The organism is Gardnerella sp. DNF01151, assembly GCF_049244235.1.
In the GTDB taxonomy this organism is placed as follows: domain Bacteria; phylum Actinomycetota; class Actinomycetes; order Actinomycetales; family Bifidobacteriaceae; genus Bifidobacterium; species Bifidobacterium swidsinskii.
The window spans coordinates 1,397,939-1,415,111 of sequence record NZ_CP058389.1 but is presented as its reverse complement, the minus strand read 5'-3'; the positions used below and the strand labels follow the sequence as shown (position 1 = coordinate 1,415,111).

The 17,173-nt window shown below is 43.3% G+C and carries 12 protein-coding genes; 11 read left to right on the top strand and 1 reads right to left on the bottom strand.

What is annotated here, in order from left to right:
* Positions 1 to 48 precede the first annotated feature (48 nt).
* From HXT37_RS05915 to HXT37_RS05865, 11 genes are all read left to right on the top strand, one after another.
* A complete protein-coding gene (locus tag HXT37_RS05915; protein WP_102703230.1) occupies positions 49 to 1,443 on the top strand; it encodes an MFS transporter in 1,395 nt (464 codons plus the stop codon).
* 154 nt (positions 1,444 to 1,597) lie between these two features.
* Complete coding sequence (locus tag HXT37_RS05910; protein ID WP_102703229.1) at positions 1,598 to 3,625, top strand: ribonuclease J; 2,028 nt, start codon at positions 1,598 to 1,600, stop codon at positions 3,623 to 3,625.
* Positions 3,626 to 3,721: 96 nt separating this feature from the next.
* Entirely contained in the window at positions 3,722 to 6,337 is a 2,616-nt protein-coding gene (gene pepN, locus HXT37_RS05905; protein WP_288231208.1) for an aminopeptidase N, read from the top strand.
* A 341-nt stretch (positions 6,338 to 6,678) separates the two neighbouring features.
* Positions 6,679 to 8,091, top strand: a complete 1,413-nt coding sequence (glmM, locus tag HXT37_RS05900) for a phosphoglucosamine mutase (protein ID WP_012914425.1) — start codon at positions 6,679 to 6,681, stop codon at positions 8,089 to 8,091.
* Between the two features lie 177 nt (positions 8,092 to 8,268).
* Positions 8,269 to 8,922 carry a peptide deformylase gene (locus HXT37_RS05895; RefSeq protein WP_004107289.1) on the top strand — a complete coding sequence of 218 codons (654 nt, stop codon included), beginning with the start codon at positions 8,269 to 8,271 and terminating at the stop codon, positions 8,920 to 8,922.
* Positions 8,923 to 9,052: 130 nt separating this feature from the next.
* Positions 9,053 to 10,111 (top strand): DUF6574 domain-containing protein, encoded by a 1,059-nt coding sequence (locus HXT37_RS05890; RefSeq protein ID WP_119504515.1) that lies wholly within the window; start codon positions 9,053 to 9,055, stop codon positions 10,109 to 10,111.
* A gap of 276 nt (positions 10,112 to 10,387) precedes the next feature.
* Positions 10,388 to 10,990 carry a hypothetical protein gene (locus tag HXT37_RS05885; protein WP_285089289.1) on the top strand — a complete coding sequence of 201 codons (603 nt, stop codon included), beginning with the start codon at positions 10,388 to 10,390 and terminating at the stop codon, positions 10,988 to 10,990.
* Positions 10,991 to 11,102: 112 nt separating this feature from the next.
* Entirely contained in the window at positions 11,103 to 11,393 is a 291-nt protein-coding gene (locus HXT37_RS05880; RefSeq protein WP_004109367.1) for a hypothetical protein, read from the top strand.
* A 209-nt stretch (positions 11,394 to 11,602) separates the two neighbouring features.
* Positions 11,603 to 12,973: an ABC transporter permease gene (locus tag HXT37_RS05875; protein ID WP_421779430.1), complete on the top strand. Its 1,371-nt coding sequence runs from the start codon at positions 11,603 to 11,605 to the stop codon at positions 12,971 to 12,973.
* A gap of 74 nt (positions 12,974 to 13,047) precedes the next feature.
* A complete protein-coding gene (locus HXT37_RS05870; protein WP_004109382.1) occupies positions 13,048 to 14,367 on the top strand; it encodes an ABC transporter permease in 1,320 nt (439 codons plus the stop codon).
* A gap of 120 nt (positions 14,368 to 14,487) precedes the next feature.
* A complete protein-coding gene (locus tag HXT37_RS05865) occupies positions 14,488 to 15,129 on the top strand; it encodes an ABC transporter ATP-binding protein (protein WP_004109384.1) in 642 nt (213 codons plus the stop codon).
* Positions 15,130 to 15,629: 500 nt separating this feature from the next.
* On the opposite strand, the gene glnA is transcribed toward HXT37_RS05865, so the two are convergent.
* Positions 15,630 to 17,066, bottom strand: a complete 1,437-nt coding sequence (gene glnA, locus HXT37_RS05860) for a type I glutamate--ammonia ligase (protein WP_004109385.1) — start codon at positions 17,064 to 17,066, stop codon at positions 15,630 to 15,632.
* Positions 17,067 to 17,173: the final 107 nt, after the last annotated feature.

Below are 17,173 nucleotides of genomic sequence, written 5' to 3'. Positions count from 1 at the left end.
ATGTATAACGTTGCGTGACTTGCTTGACAAAAAGGAGCAAAGAAATATATGTCGTCCCAAACGGCAACTAAGAAAGCATCGGTATTTTCTCAATATTCTAGATTATTTTCATTTAATGGAGCTAAAGCGTTTTGTGTAGCAGGCGCGATTGCGCGTTTGCCAATGTCTATGATTGCGTTGGGGATTGTTCTTGCATTAAACCATTTGTATAACAACTGGACTATTGCTGGAGCAATGTCTGCGTCGTATGTGCTTGCACAAGCTGCGGTAACTCCTGTGTATGCTAAGCTTTTTGACCGTTTTGGTCAGCGTAAAGTTGGAGTTATTGCGCTAAGTGCACAAGTAATCGCTATGATTTCTTTTGCATTTGCAGCTTTATTTAAGGTTCCTCTTGTTTTGCTTTTTGTGTTAGCAATTGTGATGGGTGTAACTCAGTTTGCTTTTGGCGCGTTGGTGCGTACTCGTTGGGCTTATACATTGCGTGCAGAAGATGACGATTCTTTATTAAACGTTGCTTATGCGTTGGAATCTGGTATCGATGAAATTGTGTTTATATTAGGACCTATTTTAGCCGCGTGGTTAGCAACTTCTGTGCACCCTGTTTCGCAATTATTCGTGCCAGTATTTGCAAGTGGATTGGGCGGAGCTTGGTTCTTTTCTCTAAAAAATACTCAACCTGCTGTGCTCAAAGTAGTGGAAGTTCCAACTGCTGCAGCTGAAGATGTTGATGTATTAATCGCTTCTCAAAAAGAAGATGAAATTTCCAAAGATTATGTGGCATCTCAAAAGCAAGAAGCGAAACGCTCATTTGTAGACAAATTTAGTCTTAAGCAATTGCATAATCATCGCTCAAAAAAGCGCGGTAAAAACGTGCTGCTTTACCGCGGCATTATCCCGCTTGTGCTCATGTTTGTTGTATTTAATATGAGTTTTAGTGCATTTGACGTGTCTGTAACAGCTGCAATGAAAGCTCAGGGGCTTGATCATTTCATTGGTATGCAGTTGGCATTGTTTGCATGTGGTTCGCTTGTGGGAGCGATTATTTTTGGATCGCATAAATTCCGTGGTTCTGATTGGTCACATCTGATTGTATTTTTGACTGTTCTAACTGTCGGATTTATGCTTATGAGTCTTAATATTGACAGACTTATGTTTATGAGCGTTTTTGAAGTGCTTTCTGGCTTATGCGTTTCGCCAATTTTTGCTACTGGAAATCTTATTGTGAAAGCAACTGTTCCTGAAGAATCGCTTACGGAAGGTCTTTCATGGCTACCAACTGCGTCTGCTGTTGGCTGTTCTTTAGGCTCGATGGCTGCTGGAGCTGCAATCGACTCGTGGAATTCGCATGCCGGAATGATGGTTCCATGGATCTCAACAATGGCAGCTATACCTATCGCCACGCTTGGCTGGTTTATTGTAATGGTGCTTAAAAAGCGACATTAACTGCGCACGTGTGTAAAGTTTCTGCCGTTTTCTCGCTTTAATCCGACCGAAATTTTACAGCTGCGTAAAGTTTCTGCCGCTTCAGTGACAAAAGCTGAGTTGAGTCCTAACGGTACACTAGAAAGAAGTGCGCAATATCGCAAGATGTAGTGAGATGAATATGAAAATAGAATATGATGAACGTACTGAGGAAATTCTTGCTGAAGTAGTACGCGATGCGTTGCAATCTGACGCTGATAATATGCGTTCTCTTAATAACCAAGAATCTTCTGCGTCGTCTAAGCAAATTCGACAGTCGGTGAAAAAAGTGAATAAAAAAATGTCTGCTGATACTTCAACTAAATCAGTATCTACTAAAGATGTAAAAACTGCTAAAACTAAATCAACTAAAAAAGCTAAATTCAACAAAGAAACTAAAACAGAAAATGCAAAGTCATCAACTCGTAGAACAGGAAATGTTCTTCCTCCTGTAGTTAACGATCAAAGAGAAGGTGCTCTTATTGCGCCGCCAAAGTATCGTAAAGGATCAATGCGAATCGTACCGCTTGGCGGTTTGGGTGAAATCGGCCGCAATATGAACGTAATTGAATATAACGGTCATATTTTGCTTATCGATTGCGGTGTGCTATTCCCAGAAGAAGAGCAGCCAGGCGTTGATTTGATTCTCCCAGATTTTCACTACATTCAGGATCGTTTAGACAAAGTTGAGGCATTGGTTTTAACGCACGGTCACGAAGATCATATCGGTGGTGTGCCTTACCTTCTTAAAATGCGTCCTGACATTCCGTTAATTGGTTCTAAGCTTACTTTGGCTTTTGTTGAAGCAAAGTGCCAGGAGCATCATATTGAGCCGAAACTTACTCGCGTTGAAGGCCGCGATAAGATGAAAGTAGGTCCGTTTAATCTTGAGTTTATTACGGTGACGCACTCGATTCCGGACGCGCTTGCTGTTTGTGTTAAAACGCCTGCTGGAACTTTGATTGATACTGGCGATATTAAGCTCGATCAGCTTCCTCTTGACCATCGTATTACTGATTTAGTTGAGTTTGGTCGCTTAGGTGAGCAGGGCATAGATTTGCTTATGGCTGATTCCACTAATGCTGAAGTTCCAGGATTTGTAAAGCCTGAAACTTCGATTGGTCCGGCTTTGGATCGCGCTTTTGCTGAAGCTACGCGCAAGATTATTGTTGCTAGTTTCTCAAGCCACGTGCATCGCGTGCAGCAAGTGGTTGACGCAGCTCACAAGTTTGGCAGAAAAGTTGTGTTCGTTGGCCGTTCGATGGTTCGCAATATGTCAATTGCTGCGGATTTAGGCTACTTGCATATTCCTGAAAACACGGTTGTGGACTTAAAGCAGGCCAAGGATGTTCAAGACGACAAGCTCGTATACATGTGCACTGGTTCACAAGGCGAGCCTATGGCTGCACTCGGGCGTATTGCAGATGGCAATCACCGAGATATTACTGTTAATGAGTTCGACACTGTTATTCTTGCAAGTTCGCTTATTCCAGGAAATGAGCACGAAGTTTATAAGGTTATTAACAAGCTTGTGCAGTTGGGTGCGCGTGTAATCAACAAAGATAACGCTGCAATTCACGTGTCTGGTCATTGCAATGAAGGCGAGTTGCTGTACTTGTACAACATTGTGAAGCCAAAGTGCGCCATGCCAATTCATGGTGAGCATCGTCACTTGGTTGCAAACGGATTGATTGCAGTAAAAACTGGCGTTGAACCAAATAACGTTGTGCTTGCTGAAGACGGCGATGTTGTGGATTTGTATCATGGCAATGCTGCAGTTGTTGGTTCTGTACCATGCGGTTACGTGTATGTTGATGGTGATTCTGTTGGTGAGCTTACAGATGAAGAGCTTGAAAAGCGCAGAATTTTGGGCACGGAAGGTTTCGTATCGAGCTTTGTTGTAGTTGATACAGAGCACGCTGACGTTGTTTCTGGTCCAAAGATTTTCTTGAATGCTGTTGCTGAAGACGAGGCTGATTTTGAGAAGGTTCGTCATCAAATTGTTGAACAGTTGCAGGATGCGATGATGCGCGGTGAGCACGATACTCATAAGTTGCAGCAGATTATGCGACGAACTTTGGGTAGTTGGGTTGCTCGCGCTTTGCGCAGGAAGCCTATGCTCGTGCCGGTAGTTGCGGATATTGCAAAAAATAATCAAGAATAATCAAAAATAAAGAAAATATTCGCAATTATTTGTAAATAGCTAAAAATAATCGTAAATATAATCAAAAATAAGAAAAATATAAGGAAGGTACAAAATATGCCAGGAGCAAATCTGACTCGCGTAGAAGCTCAAGAGCGTTTCGACGCTATCCAAATGCCAATTCACTACGATGTTGCGCTCGATTTAGGAAAAGGCGGACGCGATTTTACTTCGCGCACGAAGATTGAGTTCGATGCTAAAGCTGGTAGCGCAAGCTTCCTCGATTTAATTGCAAACAGCGTAGAATCTGTGGTGTTAAACGGTACCGCTCTTGACGTTTCTAAAGTTTTTGCAGACAGTCGAATTGAGCTTGCAAATTTGCTTGAGCATAATACCGTAGAAGTTGTAGCAAACTGCCAGTATTCCAACACGGGCGAAGGTTTGCACAGAAGCGTGGATCCTTCCGACGGAAACGTTTATTTGTATACTCAGTTCGAAGTGCCGGATGCTCGCCGCGTTTATGCTGTGTTTGATCAGCCGGATTTAAAGGCTGTTTTTGACTTTACGGTGGACGCTCCAGAAAGTTGGATTGTGACTTCCAATATGCCAGTTAAAAGCGAAACCGCGTTGGAAGGCCGCGAAACTGAAGCAGGCACTTTGGAAAATGGCGCTGTAGAAGGCATGAAGCGTTGGGTATTCGAGTCAACTCCAAAGATGAGCTCCTACTTAACTGCTATCTGCGCAGGCCCTTACGCGCAGTGGCACACAACTTACAACAATGAAGACGGTCGCGTAGTTCCAATGGCAATGTACTGCCGTCAGGCACTTAAAGACGCTTTTGCAAAAGACGTTGACTACTTGTTCGATATTACGAAGAAAGGTTTTGCTTTCTACGCTAAGACTTGGGGAGTGCCGTATCCGTACGCAAAGTACGATCAGATTTACGTTCCAGAATATAACGCTGGAGCTATGGAAAACATTGGTATGGTCACGATTCGCGACCAGTACGTGTTTGAATCCAAAGTCACGGACGCTTATGCTGAGCGCCGCGTTGTAACAGTTTTGCATGAGCTTGCACACATGTGGTTCGGCGACTACGTGACCATGAAGTGGTGGAATGATTTGTGGCTTAACGAATCCTTCGCAGAATTCACTTCTACTCTTGCAACTGCTGAAGCAACCGAATGGCATGACGCTTGGAGCACTTTCAATTCCGGCGAAAAAAGCTGGGCACTTAATCAAGATCAGCTTCCAACAACGCACCCAATCGTGGCTCCAATCAACGATTTGAATGACACTTCCGTCAACTTCGACGGCATCACTTATGCAAAGGGTGCTTCTGTATTGAAGCAACTCGTAGCGTATGTTGGTCGCGAAAAGTTCTTTGAAGGAATCCACAACTATTTGAGCAAGCATGCATACAGCAACGCAACTTTGGCTGATTTGTTGCACGAGTTAGAGCTTACAAGCGGACGCGATTTGAAGGCTTGGAGTGCTCAATGGCTTGAAAAGGCTGGAATTAATACGATTTCTACTGAAGTCGAAGAAGCAGGTGACGGCACTATTGCTTCCTTGCGTTTGCATCAGAGCGCGCCAGCTGAGCATCCTGTTCTTCGCGCGCACCGTTTGGCTGTTGGATTCTACAATGTAGACGAAGCAACTGGTGAAATTAAGCGCACAAAGCGAATCGAACTTGACGTTGACGGCGAAGTGACGGAAGTTGTTGAGGTGCGCGGCGAGAAAATGCCTGCGCTTATTCTTGTAAACGACGACGATTTAACTTATACGAAGCTACGTTTTGACGCAAAGTCGCTTGAATTTGCTGCCGAAAACTTGTATCGTTTCAAGGATTCTTTGACTCGCTCGCTTATTTGGCTCGCATTGTGGGATATGACTCGCGACGCAGAATTCCCAGCAGAACGCTTTGTGGAACTCAGCCTTAAAGCTTTGGCAACTGAGCGAGAATCAACTACTTTCCGCTATGCTCTTGGTCAAGTGAAAGTAACTGCAAGCCACTACGTTGTTCCAGAGCGTCAAGCAGAAGTTGCAAAACATGTTGCTCACGAATTGTGGCAGTTGGCTTTGGCAGCTTCGGCTGGTTCCGATGAACAATTCCAGCTCGTTAAGGCTTATCTTGGATACGGCGAAGTTGGAGATGCCGAGTTCTTGCGCGTAGCTAACGGATTACTTGACGGTTCCGTGAATCTGGAAGGCTTGGAAATCGACAACGACTTGCGCTGGAGCATTCTTATTGCACTCGCAGGCGTGAATGCTTTGGACGAAGCTGGAATTGACGCGGAACTTCAAAAGCGCGACACGACTGAGAATCGCGAATACGCTTACCAGGCTCGTGCAGCTCGCTCAACTGCAGAAGCTAAGGATTGGGCTTTTGAACAGGCTTTGCGTAATCTCGATTTGACGAATATGCAAATGGGCGCTGTGGTTGCTGGCTTTGCAAGCACTGCTAAAGGCGATTTGGTTAAGCCTTACGTTGATCGCTACTTTGCTGAAGTTGAGTGGATTTGGAAGAACCGCACCTTCCACATGGCTGAAGCTTTGATCGAAGGCTTGTATCCTGTGTATGCGCCGGTTGAGGAGCTGGTTAAGCACGGTGAAAAGTGGCTTGAGGCTCATGCTGATGCAGATCAGGCTTTGCGTCGCATGGTGCTCGGCAGCCTTGATTCTTCTCGCCGCACGCTTAAGGTACAGCATTACAACGCTTCCTTGTGCTAGTGCCTTAATTAATGTGGCGCGAGTTTTGCGCGACGACCTGCTTTCGCGCAGCATTGTGCGCGCGAAAGCAACTCGGAGCGTGAGCTTGCTCAGGTGGAAAGTCCAGTGGACTTTCCACGCAAGCTCAGCAGCGAGAGCGTTAACCGCGCGAGCGTTGGCCAATTTGTGGAACATTTTCCGGAGTTTTTCCGGCTTTTGTACCACAACCATGTGCGGAGAAATTTTTTATAGCGCGTTATGTAATGTTACGAGTAAGATGGCAAACAGTGTGTGACGCGCTAGTATGCGATGTTGTTTGCTTGCGCGCAGGATGAAGTGATTTTTGCGAAAGAGGCTTTATTATGCCAAGAATGTTTGGTACTGACGGTGTGCGTGGATTGGCGAACCGAGATTTAACAGCGCAACTTGCGTTAGATTTGGGTGATGCTGCAGTGCGCGTTTTAGGGGATAAGCACGCGCCGGTTGCATCTAGCTCTAATGAAAGCGAGACTTCCTCTCACGCTCGCCGTCGCGCGCTTATTGGCAGAGATACGCGTGTTTCTGGTGATTTTCTAGCTTCTGCTCTCGCTGCTGGCATGAGTGCTGGCGGTTTTGATGTTATTGATGCTGGAATTATCCCAACTCCTGGCGTTGCTTTCCTCACTTCCGTGCTTAACGTTGAAATGGGTGCTGTTATTTCTGCGTCGCATAATCCTATGCCAGATAACGGTATTAAATTCTTTGCGCGCGGAGGTTTTAAGCTTCCAGATAGCAAGGAAGATGAGATTGAGACTGTGCTTGGTCAAGATTGGGAGCGTCCAACTGGTGCTGGTGTAGGTCGAGTCAGCCATGATACTACTACAGCTACTAACTTGTATATTGATCATTTAGTTTCTGCTGTTGCGCCTTTAAGCAATGGTTCTACTACGCGTCCAAAGCCTCTTGCAGGCTTGCGTGTTGTAGCAGATTGCGCGAATGGTGCTACTTCTGTTGTTGCTCCTGAAGCTCTTCGTCGCGCTGGTGCGGAAGTAATCGTAATTAACGCTTCTCCTGACGGCTACAATATTAACGATCACGCAGGCTCGACTCATCCTGAGCAGCTGCAAGCCATGGTTAAAGCTTCTAAGGCTGATTTAGGCGTGGCTTTTGACGGTGACGCCGACCGCTGCTTAGCTGTTGACGAGAACGGCAATATGGTTAATGGCGATCAAATTATGGGTATTCTTGCTCGCGCAAAGCAGGCTGAAGGTAAGCTGAATCACGATACGCTCGTTGTAACTGTAATGAGTAATCTTGGCTTAAAGCTTGCGCTCAAAGATATGGGCATTTCAACAGTGCAAACAAACGTCGGCGATCGCTACGTTCTTGAAGAAATGCTTAAGCATGATTATTCACTCGGCGGCGAGCAGTCTGGTCACGTTATTAATCGCGAATTTGCAACAACCGGTGACGGTACGCTTACTGCTTTGACTTTGTGCCGTGAAGTTGTTCGTTCAGGCAAGAAACTTTCGCAAATGGCTGCAGACTTCCCGCAGCTTCCGCAAGCTCTTGTAAATGTGCCAAATGTAGATAAAATGGCTTCGAAAACTAACGCAGCTGTGCTTGCAGCTGTTGAGAAAGAATCGAAGCTTCTTAGAGATACAGGTCGCGTGCTTTTGCGTCCTAGTGGCACAGAGCCGCTTGTGCGCGTTATGTGCGAGGCTGCAACTCAAACTCAGGCAGATGAGGTTTGTGCTCGTCTTGCTCAAGTTGTGGTCGATAATCTGAAGCTATAAGCTTACTTATTTTTTGCGCCTGCTATTTGCTTACATTTCAGTCGGCTCTAGCAGTGCGCAAATAATTTTGATACACTTATATCTTTAGTGCGGCTTTCAAATTCTGCTCGCAGCATGTAGATTTTGTATGTTTTCGCGTTACTGTGCGCGTTACTTAAAACGGTGAAAAGGAGTCCTATGTTTACGCATCACGCAAGTGTTGATACTAAGCTCAGTCGCGCTGTTGAGCGCTTGCTTGATTCCGCTACAGAAGACGGCATTTTGCCGATTGTGCAAGCAGGTGAGCCTGTTCTTCGCCAGCGCACTGTGGCATATGACGGCCAGCTTACACGTGCTACTCTCACAAAACTTATTTCTCTTATGCACAGCACAATGCTGGAGGCTCCAGGCGTAGGTTTGGCTGCTCCACAGATTGGTTTAGGTCTTGCGATTGCTGTTATTGAAGATCATGTTCGTGACGATGAGGATGATCCTCGTGACATTGCAGAGCTTCCGTTTAGAGCTATTATTAATCCTCATTATGAGCCTATTGGTACGCAAACTCGTAGTTTTTATGAAGGTTGCTTAAGTGTTTCCGGCTATCAGGCTGTACGTCAGCGTTGGCTTGATATTCAGGCTACTTGGCAGGATGAGGACGGCAAACAACATTCCGAGCGTTTGCATGGTTGGCCTGCGCGTATTTTCCAGCACGAAACTGATCATCTTCGCGGCGAACTTTATATTGATCGTGCGGAAATGCGTTCACTTTCTACCGACGAAAATCTTGAAGATTATTGGGCAGATGAAGCAGTTCCTGTAGCTGCTGCTCGCACTCTCGGTTTTGCAATATGATTTTAAAGTTTTAAAAATTATTGCAGTGTCGTTTTGTGCATTTCAATAGTAGTAATAGAATACTCATGTGTGTTTTTGTAATTTACTACTTGAACGCGAGTATTTACTACATTGAATAAAGGAGAGACAAATGAAGGTTTGTTCTCAATGCGGTACAGCAAACAACGATTCCGCAAAGTTCTGTAAGGGTTGCGGTAATAATGTTGAATCCGCTCAACCAGTAGCTCAGCCTGTACAACCTGTGTCTCAGGCTCAGCCAATGGCTCAACCAATGCAGCAGCAGCCTGTTCATATGGCTCAGCCTATGTTTGCAAATTCTCAGCCGGCTCAGCAGTTTGCGTCTCAACCGGCTCAACCGCAGCCAACTCAGCCAATGCAACCTGCGTACCAGCAGCCAGCTCAGCCAATGTTTGTTCAGCAGAATCCGCAAATGACTCACCCAACTCAACCGGCTCAACCGATGATGCAGCAGGCTCCAGCAATGCAAGGTGCTCCTCACTATACTCAGCCAATGAATCAGATTAATTCTGAACAGATGGTGGACTTCTTCCATTGGCTTCTTAGCGCAATTAAGAAGCCTTCTCAGAGTTACCATGTATCTAGCTTGTACGCTGTGCTTGTGTTTGTAATTAGTGCTCTTGTATCTGCAATCCAAACTTATTCCACGGTTCAATCTGGTGCCAACATTTTCAACTCTTTTACTAAGGTTGGCACTAACTTACTTTCGTCAATGTGGGAGCGTTCTATTTCTGCTCCACGAGTTTCCGTGCCTATTTCCGTATTCATTGCCGCTTTCTTCGCAGCAATGATTAGCGTTTACATGACATTCGTTGTGGCTTTGATTGGTGCAAAGATGTTTGGTGACCCAATGTCTGCCAGCCAGTTGCATGTTCAGTTCGCTCAGAAGATGGTTCCGATTGTAACAATTCAGATTTGCGCAGCATTGCTTGGCATTCTTACTCTTTCGACTCCGTCTGTGTTCTTGCAAATCTTTGCAGGATTCTTGACATTGCTTCTTCCATTCTCCTTCGTATCTCACGCTGAATGCACGCGTAAGATAGATCGCGAATGGTTGTGGGTTATTTACGTGTTAGTAGCTGCGATAATTCTTATTATCGTATTCTGCGTCACTATGGGAATCGTAACAAGTGCTATTTCTTCCGCAATATACGGAGCTTTATTGCACTAAAAGAATTTTGCTAATCTAATTAAATAATTCTATAAAAGCTTTTTAATAGAGTGTTTTTCGTAAAATTTGCGTCAGTTTAGCAAAATAACTTAAAAATAAAAATAACTTGGAAAAATTTTATTTCAAAAGTGCTTAGCGTATGAATAATATGCTAAGCACTTTTGTGAAATATTAGGAGTTAATATGAATTGCACTCAATGTGGAAGCCCTATAGATAGTGTCTCAACGTAGTGCTCAAATTGTGGCGCAAAAGTAGAGGATAATACACAGCAGCCAGTGGCGCAATTTAATCAGCATGAATCTCAAGCGCAGCAGTTTGCTGTAAATACGTATCAGACGCAAACTAATAACACCGTTTTGCCAAATAACGTAAATAACGTAAATAATGCGAATTTCTCAAATAACTCTGATATAGCTTCAGTAAAGATGAGCAAAAAGAATAAAATCATCCTTATCATAATTGGAGTTTTAGTGGTAGCTCTTGGTACTGCATATTATGCAATTCAGAACTATGTTTATTCTCCAGAAGCTACAATTAAACAATACGTGAACGCTCTGGAAAGCGGAAACTTTACAGAAGCAAGCAAACTTGTTGACTGGTCTCCTAACGATATTCAAGAAGGTTCTCGCATCCTTTTGACTAATGAAGTTGGCAGCAAAGCTAAAAATCATATTGAAAATCCAGTAATTACCAACATTAGCTTTGATTCCAGTGTAGTCTCCTACAGAATTAATGGGAAAGAGAATAAAATGTCGCTTCAAGTCTCTTATCCTAAAACTGAGTGGCTTATATTTAAGTCATATAAGCTGTATCCTCGTGTAAACATTATGTATTTAGATATTCCAAACAGGATTAAAAAATCAAAGTTAACGTGCTAGCAAGAAGCTAGAGAAGAAAATTACCAGTGCTGTTAAAAAGCAAATTAAGCAGTGCATTAGTGCATCAAATGGATCAGCAGTCCCTGCAAAGATTTGTGTTTTTGGCACCTCCTTGCGTAAGAAGAACTTAGGATTCTTTACATCCTACGACTATTCATATTCAGATGTTAAGAGAAGTGTTAACGGATATCCTAAACTTACATCCATTGATCCAGAAAGTGGAAGTTTCTCTACAGAAGGATTTGAAGAAACTGTAGAGTTCCGTCGTCAGGCTAGTAACGAAGACGAATGGCATGATGGTAATTCTGTAAGCAGATTCTACATCAACAGATCATTTAAAATCAAAGGCAACGACGTAAATATTAAGTTTGAGAACAATACATATCAAGAACAATATTACTAAGGATAAGTATTAAATAAAACTCGTTGCCGCTTTGGACACTCGTGCAGCACTCCGACCTGCCTGAATGCTGTGTTAGTAACAAAAAGCCGACCCCGCAAAATCGTAGGGTCGGCTTTTCGTATGTCGATTATAAGTGCGTATATGCTATACTGGCATATCGTATGTTCGCATACTATATAAAGTTATTTTTCAATGAAGAAAGGTAGTCGATGACGTTTATCTCTCGTGCAATACGCTACATTCTGAGGAAACGAATAAAAACAGCGATAGTTTTCATTATTGTATTTCTTATTTCGACATTGTTATTTTCTACTTCTGCAGTTTCAAGTGCTGCAGGTAGAGAAGGAGAAAAAGTTGAAGCGCAAGCAGAGTCTAGTTTTGTGCTCGCAAATAACCCTCAAATAAACCCTGGAACTCCTAGAGGAGCTGGAACTGTAAAACCTAAAGATGTACAGGCAATTGCAAAATTAAATGGAATTGCTTCCTACGTTGTTCGACAAAATGTAACAGCGGATTTAGTTAATGCTAAAGCGGCAAGAATTCCAGGCGTTCAGGATTATGATCAAAAGCGCGAGCAGCAGTTTGGAAATGCCGTTAATATTGAAGGGACGAATGACTCTACTGGTTTAAATACTTTTAAAACAAAAGCAATAACTATGTCTAAAGGCAAGCATCTTATTGCTAATAACGTTCATGCATCACTGATTCATGAAGATCTCGCTAAAGCTAACGGATTATATGTAGGAGATACTCTTACGCTTCGCGCTAATCCTTACGATGCTGACAATATTCAACAATCAACAGCAACAGTAAAAACTCGTATTGTTGGAATTTATGCCGGAGCAAATAAGCGTCAAGTCGCAACTAGGGCGGAATTGACAGCTAATACCGTGTATACGGATTTGCAAACTACTCGCGAATTATACAAATATGAGCCTGGAAAAGAAATATATCAGGATGCAAGTTTTAGAATAAAGCGCGGTGAGGATGCGGATAATATTATGGCGCAAGCTGCCAAATTGCCTATTGATTTGCAAAACTATCAACTAACTCGTGACGATCAGTTCGTTTCTGGTTTGTTGAAAGCAGCAAAGGGAGTGCGCTCAATAATGACTGTTACAACAATTGCTGTTGTATCATTTGCTATTATTGCTTTGGCATTAGTGCTTTTGCTGTGGATGAATGAGCGACGTAATGAAATTGGTGTGTTTGTTGCAATTGGCACTGGCAAATTATCTATAGTTGGTCAATATCTTGCTGAGATTGTGCTTATTGCAATACCTTCGTTAATTGTGGGTTACCTTTTTGCAAAAGTTATAGCTCCGTTGATGGCTAATGTTGCTCTTGGCTCTGTGCAATCATCAGCCGCTCGTGAATTGAGTAATATGGGTCAAGCTGGTGGAAATCTTGAATCAACTTTGGCAACAAAAACTTTGGAAACACTTAGCGTACAAGTAGACGCTCAGTGTTTTATCGGAGTTTCTACAATTGTTGGTGCAGTAATCGTTATTGCAGTTGTGTTGTCTTATTTGCCAGTTATATGCAAATCTCCTCGTGAGCTCCTCGGATTGCAAAAGTAGAACTATGCTGTTTGGCGGCATAGTTTTCATAATTCGTCGTATGAAAGTTATTTGAAAAGTTAGTGAGTAACATTATGAATGGTGAAGTAATTTCTTTATGTGCTCGAGCGAAACTTGCAATATTGCGCAAACCTCGACGTAACGCAATAATTGTGCTGATTATGACTCTTGTTTTAAGTGCGCTAGTTTCACAAGCTGGTATCAGTGCTTCTGTTGAGGGTGCTAGGGATCGTATTCAATCCAGTATTGGTTTAGGTTTTACTGTACGAGCAAAAACTCGAGGTGAAACTCTTCCAGAGCAAAGTAATACAAATTCTAATTCTGTTGCTACGTCTAATTCTCCAATTCCACAAGATTTGGGCGCGAATGAAGGAATTGACTCTAGTCAAATTCGTAAATTTGCTGCGATTTCGGGCGTAAAAACTGTAGTGGAAGAGCGCGATGTTTTAGCTGTGCCTGTTGGAAAGCAACTTGTGCTTCCTGCGCAGGGTCCAAGACTAGACGATGATGTTTTGGCTCATGCTGCTGGAATTACTGGCACAACAGATTCTCGATTGTCTCAGGGTTTTCAAGAGGGATTATACCGTTTAGAGCAGGGTGAGCATATTACTAATCGTTCTTCTGGTAGAGCAATAGTGCATCGTGATTTTGCTAAGAAGAATAATCTTAATATTGGTTCTACTATAATTCTTAAGCAGGGGTTTAATGTAAAAGTTCGTGTTGTTGGCATTTTTGCCGGCAAATTGCAAACTAAAGGAGCACTTCCTTCGGATACTTCAGAAAATCGCATATTTACTGACTTAAGTTCGGCGTTGTCTTTGGCTGGCTCTTCTAAGCGAGGTGTTTTGCGCTGTGTTGTCGAGCGTTCTGATTTATTAGCTAGTGCAATACGGGAGACTAAAAGTATTGCTGGCAAGTGGGCGGATGTAGAGCAGAATGCTTCGCAATTGTCTGATGTAATAAGCTCGGTTAACTCTGTGCAACAACTTGTGCGAATGATTTTTGTGGCACTAAGTTTTGTTGGTATTTTAGTGCTTGGACTTGTATTAGTGTTCTGGGTTAGAGGACGTATGCACGAGATTGGCGTACTTATGTCTATTGGATTATCTAGAGCAATAATAGTTAGTCAATTGCTTGTTGAAATAACGATACTCAACATTGTGTCATTCGTCATTTCGCTAGGCTTCGGTGCTGCTTTTTCTGGCGTTATTGGGTCTGCGATTTTGCATAGTGCTGATTCGTCATTTATTGCGGATGGTATGCCAGTATTGCCATTGTTGCAAACTCTTGCTGCTTTTGTTATTGGTTTGCTTATTTCAATAGTCGCATTACTTGTTGCAGTGCTGCCAATATTAATAAAGAAGCCTCGGCAAATACTAAGTGCTATGAGTTAGCAGAAATATAGTTGCGTATGTGAATTTTCTACTAAAAACACAATCACAAACAGCGCAATCGTATAAATGAAACAAATCTTATAAATCATATTTAAATTATGTAAAAATAAGGAGCTTATTATGTCGGATTTATTGCAATTAAAAAATGTGAAGTACACTTACGGACCTGCAAATATTGCGGTACTAAATGACGTGAATGCAGATTTCGAAATTGGCAAAATGTACAGTATTATGGGAGCTTCTGGAGCAGGAAAGTCTACTATGCTCTCGCTTTTAGCTGGATTAGATACTCCGTATAGTGGCGAAGTGCTTTTTAACGGTGAAAATATTGCAAAAACGGGATATGTTGAGCATCGCAAAAAACATATTTCACTTGTTTTCCAGAATTTTAATCTTATTGACTATTTGACGCCATTAGAAAATTTGCGATTAGTAAATTCACATGCTGATGTTCAAGTGCTAATAGATCTTGGATTAACTGAAGAAGAAGCAAATCGTAACGTCACTAAACTTTCTGGTGGTCAACAGCAGCGTGTTGCAATTGGACGAGCTTTAGTATCTTCTGCGCCGGTAATTTTGGCTGATGAGCCTACTGGAAGTCTTGACCCTGCAACGACTAAAGAAGTTATTGCAATATTAAAAAATGCTGCTAGAGAGCATGGCAAATGTGTGATTGTTGTTACTCATGATTCGAAGGTCGCCTCTCAAGCTGATGTAAAATACGTGCTGAAAAATAAACAGCTAACGCGACAATCTGCTTGAGCGCCAAAACAGGCGATTTTGGGACACTAGTGCAGTACGCTTACTGCGCGAGTGTCTCTGTTTGGTGATTTTGGGACACTAGTGCAGTTGAGTTACTGCGCGCGTGTCCGATTTCGCTTGTTTTGGGACACTCGTGCAGCGCGCTTACTGCGTTAGTGTCTGAAAACTGTCGTTATGGGACACTCGTGCAGATTGCGCTCGCGCTATAAGCGCTCGCTTACGAAACTCGCGTTGGAAGTCCACTGGACTTCCAACGCGAGCGAGTTTCCGCTCCGAGTTGCTTTCGCGCGCGCTTTGAAGGAGCTTGAACTCAACAGGATTTCAAGCTCCTTCAAAGCGTGATTTGGCTCAATTGTGAAGCACGGTGTGCTTCACATGCCAAATCAGCCGAACGGCTATGCCGTGAGGAATAAGCGCTCAAGCAGGTCGTCGCGCAAAACAAAAAGCCGACTCTGCGAAATCGTAGAGCCGGCTTATTGCTAGAATAACTTAACTACAAATCAGATGTGGAAGTAAAGCTCATACTCGAGTGGAGTTGGAGCCAAGCGAGCCATATCCATTTCCTCATGCTTCAAATTCAGCCAAGTTTCAATCAAGTCGCTAGTAAATACGTCGCCTTGCATAAGGAAGTCGTGATCCTCTTCCAAAGATTGCAAAGCTTCACCAAGCGAAGAAGGAACTTGCTTAATGCCGTCATGCTCCTCTGGAGGAAGCTCGTACAAATCTTTATCAACAGGGGCAGGAGGCTCAATATGGTTAATAACACCATCCAAACCTGCCATAAGCTGAGCGGAGAATGCTAAGAATGGGTTGCATGAAGGATCCGGTGCACGGAACTCAATACGCTTAGCAGCAGGTTCTGTACCAGCAAGAGGGATACGAATAGCTGCAGAACGGTTACGAGCAGAGTAAACCAAGTTGACTGGAGCTTCGTATCCTGGAACCAAGCGATGGTAAGAGTTAAGCGAAGGATTCGTAAATGCAAGCACAGAAGAAGCGTGCTTAATCAAGCCGCCAATGTACCAACGTGCAATATCAGAAAGTTGAGCGTAGCCAGTCTCCGCATAGAACAATGGCTTGCCATCTTTCCAAAGCGACTGATGGCAGTGCATGCCAGTGCCGTTATCTCCAGCAATTGGCTTTGGCATAAATGTTGCAGCCTTACCAGCTAAAGCAGCAGTTTCATGAACCACATACTTGTATTTCATCAAATCATCGCCAGCATGAACAAGCGTATTGTAACGGTAGTTGATTTCCTGCTGACCTGCGCCGCCGACTTCGTGGTGAGAACGCTCAAGAATCAAACCAACTTTTTGCAAGTTGTAAACCATGTCATCGCGCAAATCCTGATTGTGATCTACTGGTGGCACAGGGAAGTAGCCGTGCTTTACGCGATTCTTAAAACCAATATTGTTGCTACCGTCATCTTCAGTGTCGATGCCAGAATTCCAAGGAGCTTCGTTAGAATCAACCTCATAGAAGGAGCGCTGCATGTCGTTAGCAAAACGCACCTTGTCAAAGATGAAGAACTCAGCTTCAGGGGCAAAGCTTGCAGTGTCAGCAATGCCAGTTGATTTCAAATAGGATTCTGCTTTAATAGCGACCTGACGAGGATCCCTAGAATATGGCTCATCTGTTACAGGGTCAACAATAGAGAAAGCAACATTCAGAGTCTTATGCTTACGGAATGGGTCAATATAAGCAGTGTCAACATCTGGAATAAGCTTCATATCTGATTCGTTAATAGCCTGGAAGCCTTGCATTGAAGAACCATCGAACGCCATTCCATCAGTGAAAGCGCTGTGTAAGAACTCGTCAGCAGGAACAGTAAAGTGCTGCTGAACGCCAATTAAATCAGTAAATCGTACGGATACGTACTCAATGCCTTCCTTTTCAATAAGGGCTGCGGCATCTTCTTTAGTTTGCAAAGTGGTCATGGTCACCATTCCTTTCTTAAAAAACCCAGTAATGAGTTTATGACTATGAATGCCATTTTGGATTTCAGCGACTCGAATATCTCGTTACGTTTGTGTTACATAATGTT